Origin of the sequence: Vibrio sp. 10N.261.52.C11 (genome assembly GCF_041471405.1) — a bacterium.
Taxonomy (GTDB): Bacteria; Pseudomonadota; Gammaproteobacteria; order Enterobacterales; family Vibrionaceae; genus Vibrio; species Vibrio crassostreae_C.
This window is the reverse complement of sequence record NZ_JBFROI010000045.1, coordinates 18,222-29,457: the sequence shown is the minus strand read 5'-3', so window position 1 is coordinate 29,457 and position 11,236 is coordinate 18,222. Positions and strand designations below refer to the sequence as shown.

General features: G+C 43.6%; 10 protein-coding genes. 8 read left to right on the top strand and 2 right to left on the bottom strand.

Annotated features, from left to right (window positions below; translation table 11 throughout):
* The first annotated feature begins 6 nt into the window (after window positions 1–6).
* From rsxG to AB4323_RS17190, 4 genes are all read left to right on the top strand, one after another.
* Entirely contained in the window at window positions 7–636 is a 630-nt protein-coding gene (rsxG, locus tag AB4323_RS17205) for an electron transport complex subunit RsxG (protein WP_017061171.1), read from the top strand.
* The gene (locus tag AB4323_RS17200) at window positions 636–1,328 is read left to right on the top strand and encodes an electron transport complex subunit E (RefSeq protein WP_012603531.1); all 693 of its coding nucleotides are present in this window, start codon (window positions 636–638) and stop codon (window positions 1,326–1,328) included. The genes rsxG and AB4323_RS17200 overlap by 1 nt, the downstream gene beginning before the upstream one ends.
* Window positions 1,329–1,492: 164 nt before the next feature.
* Window positions 1,493–2,128, top strand: coding sequence for an endonuclease III (gene nth / locus AB4323_RS17195; RefSeq protein ID WP_372152974.1), 636 nt, complete (start codon window positions 1,493–1,495; stop codon window positions 2,126–2,128).
* A gap of 104 nt (window positions 2,129–2,232) precedes the next feature.
* Window positions 2,233–2,970 (top strand): hypothetical protein, encoded by a 738-nt coding sequence (locus tag AB4323_RS17190; protein WP_372152972.1) that lies wholly within the window; start codon window positions 2,233–2,235, stop codon window positions 2,968–2,970.
* 352 nt (window positions 2,971–3,322) lie between these two features.
* Here the strand turns inward: AB4323_RS17190 and AB4323_RS17185 are convergent, their stop codons facing one another.
* On the bottom strand, window positions 3,323–6,076 hold the full coding sequence (locus tag AB4323_RS17185) for a cation-translocating P-type ATPase (protein ID WP_372152970.1): 2,754 nt from the start codon (window positions 6,074–6,076) through the stop codon (window positions 3,323–3,325).
* 765 nt (window positions 6,077–6,841) lie between these two features.
* Here AB4323_RS17185 and gloA point away from each other — a divergent pair.
* Both gloA and AB4323_RS17175 read left to right on the top strand, forming a co-directional pair.
* Entirely contained in the window at window positions 6,842–7,258 is a 417-nt protein-coding gene (gene gloA, locus AB4323_RS17180; protein ID WP_004734046.1) for a lactoylglutathione lyase, read from the top strand.
* Window positions 7,259–7,458: 200 nt separating this feature from the next.
* Entirely contained in the window at window positions 7,459–7,893 is a 435-nt protein-coding gene (locus AB4323_RS17175; protein ID WP_004734047.1) for a DUF2753 domain-containing protein, read from the top strand.
* A gap of 95 nt (window positions 7,894–7,988) precedes the next feature.
* Here AB4323_RS17175 and motY read toward each other — a convergent pair whose 3' ends face one another.
* Entirely contained in the window at window positions 7,989–8,870 is an 882-nt protein-coding gene (motY, locus tag AB4323_RS17170) for a flagellar protein MotY (RefSeq protein WP_017063457.1), read from the bottom strand.
* Between the two features lie 188 nt (window positions 8,871–9,058).
* Between motY and rnt the strand changes: the two genes are divergently transcribed.
* Both rnt and AB4323_RS17160 read left to right on the top strand, forming a co-directional pair.
* Entirely contained in the window at window positions 9,059–9,703 is a 645-nt protein-coding gene (rnt, locus tag AB4323_RS17165) for a ribonuclease T (protein ID WP_017061178.1), read from the top strand.
* 65 nt (window positions 9,704–9,768) lie between these two features.
* Window positions 9,769–11,094: a Na+/H+ antiporter family protein gene (locus tag AB4323_RS17160; protein ID WP_029235135.1), complete on the top strand. Its 1,326-nt coding sequence runs from the start codon at window positions 9,769–9,771 to the stop codon at window positions 11,092–11,094.
* The last annotated feature ends 142 nt before the right edge of the window (window positions 11,095–11,236 follow it).

The following is an 11,236-nucleotide window of genomic DNA, read 5'->3' as shown; positions in this document are numbered from 1 at the left end:
GATACCATGCTAAATGCAATTAAGAAAAACGGCCTTGTACTCGCGATTTTTGCGTGTGCTTCGACGGGTTTGGTCGCGGTAACTCACTACCTGACCAAAGATCAGATCAAACAACAAGAACAGGCTCAGTTACTGTCTGTTCTTAACCAAGTGATCCCACACGATCAGCACGACAACGAGCTGTTTTCGTCTTGTACTTTGGTTCAAGCAGAAGAGCTTGGTACTGAGCAAGCGATGCCGGCTTACATTGCTAAGCTTAATGGTGAGCCAAGCGCGATTGCGATCGAAGCGATTGCACCAGACGGCTACAATGGCGCGATTAAAGTCATTGTTGGAATGAAAACTGACGGTACTATTTTAGGTACTCGCGTGCTTTCTCACCAAGAGACTCCGGGCTTGGGTGATAAGATTGATCTGCGTGTGAGTGATTGGATTCTTTCGTTTGCAGGTAAGCAAGTGACGGATTCTAATCTAGACCGTTGGAAGGTTCGTAAAGACGGTGGTGATTTTGACCAGTTTACTGGCGCTACTATCACGCCAAGAGCAGTCGTGAAGTCAGTCAAACAAGCGGTCCAGTACGTTAACCAAAACAACCAAGCATTGCTTGCTCAACCTCTAAATTGTGGTGGTGAATAATGAGTGACCATAAAACATTGATCAAAAATGGCATGTGGGCCAATAACCCTGCCCTAGTGCAACTTCTTGGGTTATGTCCGCTGCTGGCTGTATCGTCAACAGTCACTAACGCACTTGGGCTAGGCATTGCTACCTTGCTTGTACTGGTCGGCTCAAACGTTTCTGTTTCTTTGGTTCGTAATCATGTGCCAAAAGAAGTACGTATCCCAGTATTCGTAATGATCATTGCCTCGCTAGTAACCTGTGTTCAATTGCTGATGAACGCTTACGCCTATGGGCTTTACCTCTCTTTGGGTATCTTCATCCCGCTGATCGTAACCAACTGCATCATCATTGGTCGTGCGGAAGCCTTCGCTTCAAAAAATGAAGTGCTACCAGCGGCTCAAGATGGTTTCTGGATGGGTCTAGGCATGACATCAGTATTGGTCGTGTTAGGTGCGATGCGTGAAATTATTGGTAACGGGACCCTATTTGATGGCGCAGACCTGCTGCTTGGTGACTGGGCTTCGGTGTTACGAATCCAGATATTCCAATTTGATAACAGCTTCTTGTTAGCCCTGCTTCCACCGGGTGCCTTCATTGGTGTTGGTTTCTTAATTGCTTTGAAAAATATCATCGATAACCAAGCAAAATCTAGACAACCAAAACAAGAAAAACCAGTCATTGAACGCGCTCGCGTTACCAATGCCTAATAAGTTAAATTAGCTTAAACCTCGCTGAGTTAGCTCAACCACTCAGCGGGGGAAATCAGATCTAAACAGTACATATAATAATGACGCTCATAAGAGCGCGTAACCGATGATAAAGCAGAAGCAATCCAAGCTTCATGCCCTAACTATTTGAAAGTAATGTCGCTATGAACAATGTAAAACGAGTAGAAATACTTGAGCGTTTAAGAGAAAACAATCCAAAGCCAGAGACTGAGCTTAACTGGAACAGCCCATTCGAGCTGCTGATTGCCGTTCTATTGTCTGCACAAGCAACCGATGTCAGCGTGAACAAGGCGACGGATAAGCTGTACCCTTTAGCCAACACTCCGCAAGCAATTTTCGACCTAGGTGTTGATGGCTTAAAAGAGTATATCAAGACCATCGGCCTATTTAACTCAAAAGCAGAAAACACCATCAAAACGTGTCGTATGCTGCTTGACCTACATAATGGTGAAGTACCGGAAGATCGCGCTGCATTAGAAGCCCTTCCAGGTGTCGGTCGTAAAACAGCAAACGTAGTGTTAAATACCGCATTCGGTTGGCCAACCATTGCCGTTGATACTCACATCTATCGTGTATCAAACCGCACTAAGCTAGCGATGGGTAAAACCGTCGACGATGTCGAAGCAAAACTACTTAAAGTTATCCCAAAAGAATTCAAACTGGATGTCCACCATTGGCTCATTCTTCATGGACGTTACACCTGTGTCGCACGTAAACCACGCTGTGGCAGCTGTATCATTGAAGACCTCTGTGAGTATGCAGCGCGACTGGGGAGCTGAGTTAAGTAGCTGTTATACAAAGTTAAGCAGGTTTTTTATTGGATATTAATAAGCTTTGTTAGGTAGTGAACAGCGATCTTTAGATTAAATTAGGCTAGGGTATTATGAATAACGAAATTGAAAGAGATAGCAAAGGAATAAATAAAGAACTCTACAAACGAGTTGAAGAGGTGATCAAGCCCAAGAAAGAAAACGGGAAGAAAGTAGTTGAAGAGGGCAGATTGGAATATAAACGTGTTAGTAGAAACTTTAAAGTCATGACTAGGTGGAACACAACAGTGATGTTTCTGTCATGGTTCTTGGCAGAGGGCTTTATGCAGATGATTGTTGGCTCGAATAATACGCCGTATTACAGCATGTTTCTGATCTGTGTCCTTCTTGCCACTTGGTATTTTGATACGTTAAAGCGCTCGAACCCTGTTAACATCTTGGCTGCATGGCCTGCAAAATGGGCTAATGTGCCGTGTCACATGCTAGTTTGCCCTAGTTTTATCAGCGCTTACCTACTTGGTGTGTACCTCTATGCTAACGTAGGCATGGATTATCATTCTACGATTGGAATAGCAGGTGCATCGTTCATTGGGTTTCTTTATCTATTTGCTCCAATATTTAAACTCTGTAAAAAGAATTCTCCATACTACACTCAAGAACATTTTGATCTGTATTTTTTGGACTTTATCATGTATCCATTCGGAGTTTTCTTTGGCAAGATGCTTATTGTAGATTTTTTATTGGGATACAACTTCTTGCCTTACATCGATGCGCTGTATTGGCTGCCTTACGGAGTGCCTGTAGATATCACAGATGCTTATTATAATTTTATCGGAAGTATAGAATATTAGTAATTATTGATTAACAATTTGCCCAACCAACGAATACAAGTGTATTTCTTTCATCAATAAATGATGGGGCTTGAACCCATCATTTATCTTCACTTTATGATTAAGCTTCTTGAGTACGCATCAATCCTATAGAGGATATAATGGTAATACAAAGAAAAGAGCGAAGATTAGTCTTTCCGTTCACAACGATTAATCAATACGGCAGCGCTTAAAGCGCTGCTTTTTTATTGCCACTCTCTAGAAGCCGCCTCTACATCAGTTTTCACTTCTAATTCTGCGTTCCCAAAGATAACAGGCATAAAAAATCCCGCCTTTTATGGCGGGATTCAATTATTTAGCTAAGAAGTCTGTCTTAGATAAACTTCACTTTAGTCACTTCTTTGATAGCAGATAGAACAAATGTTGGTACTGCTGCAATGAAGATTAACGATATTAAGTGATTAAACTCTAGTGCTTCTGTGCTGAATACCAGCTGACCGAAGCTTGTGTACACAACGCTTAAAGACAAGATAGCCGATACTGCCACCGCACCAAGTAGGTAGTGGTTAGTGAACGGATTCTTACGATAAATCGTTGTAAACGTACGTGCATCGAACAAGCTCCAAAGTTGAGCAAAGATCAGTGTTAAAAACGCAACGGTTTGTGCGTATTGAGCACTGTAACCACCGTCGAGTGCGTAAGAGAATGTCACAAAGCTTAGACCACCTAATGCGAGACCACGAGTTAGGATACGAGCGCCTAGACCATTAGAGAAGAAGCCTTGGTCACGTTTGCCTGGCTTACGCTCCATGAGATCTTTCTCTTCTGGTTCAACACCAAGTGCGAGTGCTGGTAGACCATCAGAAACGAGGTTAACCCATAAAATCATTAGTGGAGTTAGCGGAAGTACTACATCTGGTCCCATGAGTAGGAATGCAAATAGGATTACCGAAACCTCACCCACGTTCGCTGTAAGTGCTTGGCGGATAAACTTACGTAGGTTATCGAAAATTTGACGACCCTGACGTACCGCCTTCACGATAGTACTAAAGTTGTCATCCAACAGGATAAGGTCACCTGAGTCTTTCGCAACAGACGTACCTGTAATACCCATCGCAACACCAATGTCTGCACGACGCAGTGCTGGCGCATCGTTCACGCCGTCACCGGTCATAGAGGCAACTTCGTTGTTCTCTTGCTGCGCTTTTACGATACGCAGCTTGTGCTCTGGAGTAACACGTGCAAATACTGCAACCTGAGAACAGATAGACAAAAGCTTCTCGTCATCCATTTGGTCAAGCTCAGCACCCGTTACCACTAGATCGTCTTCGCTACGGATGATTCCGATTTCACGAGCAATCGCTGCTGCCGTGACTGCGTGGTCACCGGTAATCATTACCGTACGAACACCAGCGCTATAACAGCTATTTACTGCATCGCGTACTTCTGGGCGTGGTGGATCCATGATGCCATAGATACCCAAGATGCTGACGTCTTTTTCAAGCTCAGGGAAATCTAACTCAAGCTCTTCTTCTTTTAATTCACGGAAACCAACGGCAAGTGTACGCAGAGCATCACCACCAAAGGTTTGGATTGCCGCTTCAAAGTTTAAATGAAGCTCTTGAGACGGTGCGGTATCGAGAGCCAAGTTGCCTGAAACTTCACAGCCAACCGTTGGTACGAAACCACCGTCAACCATGAAGCTGGTTGATTTACCAAGAACAACATCTGGCGCACCTTTCAATGCTAGGAAGTGCTTACCTTGTGGGTCACGAACGATAACAGAAGCCATCTTACGACCAGAATCGAACGGGAACTTCTTAACGATTGAGTAGCCACCCGTTGATAGCATTTCATCTTGTTTAAGACCTGCTTTTGCAGCTGCAACAATTAGTGCACCTTCTGTCGGGTTGCCACGAACCGTCCATTTACCATCAGCATTTACATATTCAGCATCGTTACAAAGCGTTGCAACAACAAGACCTTTCATCATTGCAGGGCTGTTTGTCGCTTCGACATTGTGACCTTTGGTAATGAATTCACCCTTAGGATCAAAACCTTTACCTGACACATCCCAGTAACGACCAGACACATCGTACGCTTTCATCACCTGCATTTGGTTTTGTGTTAGCGTACCGGTTTTATCTGAACAGATAACGGTTGTAGAACCAAGCGTTTCGATTGCTGCTAGCTGTTTAGCCAAAGCATTATTCTTAACCATCTTAGTCGAGCCCATCGTTAATACGATAGTAACCACCGTTGGTAAACCTTCAGGAATAGCGGCAACCGATAAAGAGATACCTGTTGTTAGGATTTCTAACCATGGCATACCGTGGTAAACACCGATAGCACAAACAATAGCAACAACCACAAGAGCAACAACCAATAATGCGAGTGCGATGGTGTCCATACGCTCTTGCATTGGTGTTTTCGTCTCTTCCGTTTGGTTCATCATATCAGCGATGTGACCAACTTCAGTTTGCATACCTGTGCTTGTTACCACAGCAAGGCCTGTACCTGTAGTCACGATTGTTGTCATGAAGCCCATGTTCTTCTGATCGCCAAGACCAAGGGTCTCATCTTCAAGGCGTTCAGACTGCTTATTCACTGGCTCAGATTCACCGGTCAGTGCAGCCTCATCTACCGTCAGACGGTTTGACTCAAGAATACGAACATCAGCAGGCAGAATATCGCCAGTATTAATTTTGATGATGTCACCAGGAACGAGGGTTTTAGCTGGAACACTGATCCATTTACCATCGCGCATCACTTCGGCTTCTGGAGCTGCCATTTCTTTTAGCGCTTCCATCCCTTTCTGAGCTTTAAATTCTTGCCAGAACGCGATACCAGTATTGATAAGGATAATCACTGCAATAGCCATAGCATCAATCGCGTGGCCAGTAGACCAAGAAACGATTGCACCAACAGCTAGAATAAAAATCAGTGGGTTTTTATATTGATGAATATACAGTTCCCACGCAGAAGCTGACTCTTGTGCAGTCAGTTCGTTAGTGCCGTGCTTCTCTAAGCGTGCATCCGCTTCAGAAGTTGATAAACCTGTCGTTTGATCTGCGTTCAGTTCGTTTAAAACATCTGAACTTTGTTGTGTAAACCATTTACTCGTCATTTGAGTACTCCACATCAATGCCTCACGCCGAGGCTAATGTAATAAAATAATACTTATTCTTATGTGATAGAAAAATCGCACAAATCAAAAGTGAATATTTAGTCGATTTGGTGCGCTTGAAAAACTATATAGTAAGGATTGTCTATTTAGCAAAGATCGCAAAAGATACACTTGATACACACTTGACAACTACTTTGAAAACACAACCACATCAAACATCAAACATAAAACAAACAATACAAGCCCAAACTATTGTTTAAAAAAGATAAGCACAAAAAATAGACACCCTTTGCACTTTCGTAAAAACCATTGGTTATCGGCGTATTTTATCGAAAATTCCTTAATAACGAAGTAAAACATCGGAATAACCTTTCTATAAACAGGGAGATTTTGGCGTAATCATAAATTGATAAAATGGAAAGTTAGATGCCAATTGTAAAAACGAAAGGAAATCAGCAACAAGATGGAGATATAAGTCACAATTCAACAACCAAGGCCATTCTTGGCCATTACAAAAAAGACCAACACTCAAACTTACTATTTATGCAAAACTGCGAATTAAGCGCTAGTGACTGACAAATTAATAAGGCCGTCGCTCTTTAATTTCTTGTAATACAAATAAGAAAAAAGGTAGAGGGGGAGAGTAAGATAGATGATGAGAATAAGAAAATATGACCAAACTCATCATCTCTTTGGTGTTGCTTATGAGCTTGCTCATATATAGTGCTATAAAAGAAACAACCAATAACAAGCTAGGAGCAAATCATGTCAAACGGTCGTATTTTACACACCATGCTACGCGTGGGTGATCTAGACAAGTCTATCGAGTTCTACACCAATGTAATGGGCATGCAGCTATTACGTAAGAACGAAAACAAAGAGTACGAATACACACTGGCTTTCGTTGGCTTTGGCGACGAATCTCAAGGCGCAGTGATTGAGCTGACTTACAACTGGGGCACCACGGAATACGATCTTGGCTCTGCTTTTGGTCACGTTGCTATCGGTGTTGATGACATCTACACAACGTGTGATGCGATTAAAGCAGCTGGCGGCAACGTAACGCGAGAAGCGGGTCCGGTTAAAGGCGGCTCTACACACATTGCGTTCGTTAAAGATCCTGATGGCTACATGATTGAGCTGATTCAGAACAAACAAGCAAGCGCTGGTCTAGAAGGTTAATTCCTTAACCTCTTTGAGAAGTTGAGTTTGAACGCCTGATGAAATGAAAAAAGAAGTGAGCACTATGCTCGCTTCTTTTTTATCACTCTCCCCATAATCGATATGCTTCACCAATTATTCTTAACAATCTCATTGATGAAACTTTACATGATAATGATTATCATTTAAATTAACCGCCTATTGATTAATGAGGTAATACAATGATTAGCGAATGGGAAAAACACACGTTACTTGCCGATACTGCATTGCAGCTCGACGATCCTGTACGAAGTATTCTTCATTATCAGCAGGCTTTGAACTTAAGTGAAGAAATTACAGAACGCACCGATATTCAAGCCGATGAACGCTTACTGATCTCGGTGATTTCTTGCCACAATCTTGCTCAATTCTGGCGTTGGGCTGGCGACACTGAATACGAGCTCAAGTATCTTCAACTGGCTTCTGAAAAGGTACTCACACTGATCCCTCAGTGCCCTAATACTCAATGTTCAAGCTTTATCGATTCTATTGGTTGCTGTAAGAAAGCGCTGATCGATTTCATGAAACGCCACCCAAACCCTAAAATTGCCTCTATGGTGGAAAAGATCGATACCGCGACCAACTGTGAAATGATCGCTCGCTTTCGCTTGAATTAAACAAGTTCCGTTAAAACAACGACTCCAAATTTAAAACATAAAAAAGCCCGTCATCAAGACGGGCTTTGTCATTTCAAAACAAGCTGTTGTTTAGCTTAAACCTGTGTGCGACCTAAAGAGATCACAACACGTCGGTTCTTATCTTTACCAATTGGCGAGTTATTGTCCGCAATCGGACGACGCTTGCCATAGCCTTGCACTTGGATACGATCTTCTGGCAGGCCTAGAGATTTGAAGTACTCTCTTAACGATTCTGCTCTGCGCTCTGAAAGGTTTTGGCTAATCCCTTTGCTGTCGACAGAGTCGGTGTACGTTGCCACCAGCACAAGGTCGATGTCTTGGTTATAGCGAACGTAATCGGCAATCTGGCTCAGCCTTTTGCGCGACGACTTGTTCAGCTGGTCGCTGTTGCGGTCGTAATGCAAAATAGTGAAAGAGATATCTTCAAAGCTGTAAGGCAGCAGGTTAGCAACACAGTCACTGAACACATTGTATTTTTCTTGGAACAACACCGACGACAACGACACTTCGATACGTTGATCTCGGCTCTGCCACTCTTGGTAGCTGAATGTCGGATAACGCCCTTTCTCCAACTCACTCAAGATGCCCCAAGCTGTTTGACCGCCGACATAGCCGTCAAATTGCTGGAAGAACTTAATGGTTGTCATACGATCAGCACTTTCACCCGGACGCCAAGGTGGCGGCATAGAGATCAAGCTTACATTGCGCGTCGCACCCATTGGACGGCGCATTTTAAGCTCAAAGTCCAAAATGATTTTTTTACTCGCGCGAGATGAGAACTCAGCATCACCAAAGTTTGGAATTGGGTGGACCAAGCGACATTCAAGTGGCGTGTTGGCTACCATCTCCCATGTCGACTGTTGAGGAGATGCTCCGTAACGCTTTTCTTGTGCCATGACCGATGACGACACAAGTAGCGAAAATAGCATTGAACCTGTTATGAGTTGTTTCTTCATAAAGTGGAGTATCTCTTAAGCAATTCGTTTAACAATGCAGCCAATTGCCGCATTTTTCTCTCACGTTTAAATATGCAATTATCAAGCCGCAATGGGTTAGGTAATTTAAGATTTATTGCCCTTCCCTAGTTTTTATCACTGCTATTATCTGCAATAATGCAGCCTTAATCACACTTATTTGGGCTAACATGACTGTAGAAAACGAAGCTCTGACCCTAAAAAAACGCTTTCGCGGCTATTTTCCAGTGGTCATCGACGTGGAAACCGCAGGGTTTAACGCTGAAACCGATGCATTATTAGAAATCTGTGCCATTACATTAAAAATGGATGAGAACGGAGATCTGCACCCTGCATCAACGCTTCATTTTCACATTGAGCCTTTTGAAGGCGCAAATATAGAGCAGGCAGCATTAGACTTTAACGGAATTAAAGACCCATTTAGCCCATTACGTGGTGCTGTGTCGGAACAAGAAGCCCTTAAAGAAATCTACAAGCTAGTGAGAAAAGAACAAAAAGCTTCAGATTGCAGTCGCGCAATCATGGTTGCTCACAACGCTACATTCGATTTGAACTTCGTTAATGCGGCAAGTGAGCGCTGTAAGCTTAAACGCGTCCCTTTCCATCCATTTGCTACTTTTGACACTGCAGCTCTTAGTGGTCTTGCCTACGGCCAAACCGTTTTGGCTAAAGCTTGCCGCACTGCAGGGATGGAATTTGACAACAAAGAAGCACACTCTGCTTTGTATGATACGCAAAAAACCACAGAGTTGTTTTGCGGCATTGTAAACAAATGGAAAGCCCTTGGTGGTTGGCCTCTTGTTGACGAAGAATAAAAAATAGAGTCGGTAAACGTTTTTTCGTATTGCCTTCATAAAAAACACAACATCCCGAGAATAATATGAATCCTGTTGTAATTTCAGTTTGCATCATGCTTGTTTTAGCTTTGATGCGCGTAAACGTAGTCGTTGCTCTGACGTTCAGTGCAATTATCGGTGGCGTAGCCTCTGGTATGAGCTTGAACGACGCAGTCGCGGCTTTCGAAAGTGGATTAGGCGGCGGTGCAACGATTGCACTTAGCTACGCTATGCTTGGTACATTCGCTGTTGCTATCTCACGTTCTGGTATCACAGATCTCCTTGCTCAAAGTGTTATCAAACGCATTCACGGCAAAGAGAACAGTGCGGCATCGACTGGTCTTAAATACGGCATGCTTGCGTCGTTGATCTTAGTGACCATGTCTTCGCAAAACGTGATTCCAGTACATATCGCCTTCATCCCAATCTTAATCCCACCTCTACTAGGCGTATTCGCAAAAATGAACCTAGACCGCCGTCTAGTTGCGTGTGTACTTACTTTTGGTCTGATTACACCTTACATGGTGCTACCGATTGGTTTTGGTGGCATCTTCCTAAACAACATTCTGCTTAAAAACCTTCACGACAATGGTCTTGAAAACGTAGTAGCAAGCCAAGTGCCAATGGCGATGTTGTTACCCGCTGCGGGCATGATCTTCGGTCTTCTTACTGCAGTATTCTTTACTTACCGTAAGCCTCGCCAATACAAAGAAACCTCTCACACTGTTGTTTCAACAGAAGTGAAAGAGATCAACAAGAAGCACATCCTAGTAGCAGCAGCTGGTATCGTAGCAGCGCTAACAGTTCAACTATCGACTGGCTCTATGATCATCGGTGCTCTAGCGGGTTTCATGGTATTTACCTTCGGTGGCGTTATTGCTTGGAAAGAGACACAAGATGTCTTCACCAAGGGCGTTCACATGATGGCAATGATCGGTTTCATCATGATTGCAGCAGCAGGTTTCGCGGCAGTTATGAAGCAAACAGGTGGCGTTGAATCTTTGGTTGAAGCACTTTCAACAAGCATCGGCGACAACAAGCCTCTAGCAGCACTACTTATGCTAATTGTTGGTCTATTGGTTACTATGGGCATTGGTTCTTCGTTCTCTACGATTCCAATCCTTGCAACTATCTACGTTCCACTAGCAGCAGCATTTGGCTTCTCGCCAATGGCAACAATCGCTCTAGTAGGTACAGCTGCTGCACTTGGTGATGCGGGCTCTCCGGCTTCTGACTCAACATTAGGTCCAACGTCTGGTCTAAATGCTGATGGTCAACACGAGCACGTATGGGAAACCGTAGTACCGACGTTCCTGCACTACAACATCCCACTGATCGTATTCGGTTGGATTGCAGCCATGGTTCTGTAATTAGGTTCTGTAGTTAAACAGTCCTACGCTCACTTTTATAAAGACCGCCTCGTGCGGTCTTTTTTGTCTCTGAGATTCATTCTACTCTTCCTTCCGCTCACTCTCATTGAACTAGCGACACCAAACAAAAAAGGCTTACTCT

Bases quoted from the DNA above. Each gene is read 5' to 3' on its own strand.
- AB4323_RS17185 (WP_372152970.1), bottom strand. From the start codon at position 6,076: ATGACGAGTAAATGGTTTACACAACAAAGTTCAGATGTTTTAAACGAA.
- AB4323_RS17190 (WP_372152972.1), top strand. From the start codon at position 2,233: ATGAATAACGAAATTGAAAGAGATAGCAAAGGAATAAATAAAGAACTC.
- AB4323_RS17160 (WP_029235135.1), top strand. From the start codon at position 9,769: ATGAATCCTGTTGTAATTTCAGTTTGCATCATGCTTGTTTTAGCTTTG.
- rsxG (WP_017061171.1), top strand. From the start codon at position 7: ATGCTAAATGCAATTAAGAAAAACGGCCTTGTACTCGCGATTTTTGCG.
- rnt (WP_017061178.1), top strand. From the start codon at position 9,059: ATGACTGTAGAAAACGAAGCTCTGACCCTAAAAAAACGCTTTCGCGGC.
- motY (WP_017063457.1), bottom strand. From the start codon at position 8,870: ATGAAGAAACAACTCATAACAGGTTCAATGCTATTTTCGCTACTTGTG.
- AB4323_RS17200 (WP_012603531.1), top strand. From the start codon at position 636: ATGAGTGACCATAAAACATTGATCAAAAATGGCATGTGGGCCAATAAC.
- nth (WP_372152974.1), top strand. From the start codon at position 1,493: ATGAACAATGTAAAACGAGTAGAAATACTTGAGCGTTTAAGAGAAAAC.
- AB4323_RS17175 (WP_004734047.1), top strand. From the start codon at position 7,459: ATGATTAGCGAATGGGAAAAACACACGTTACTTGCCGATACTGCATTG.
- gloA (WP_004734046.1), top strand. From the start codon at position 6,842: ATGTCAAACGGTCGTATTTTACACACCATGCTACGCGTGGGTGATCTA.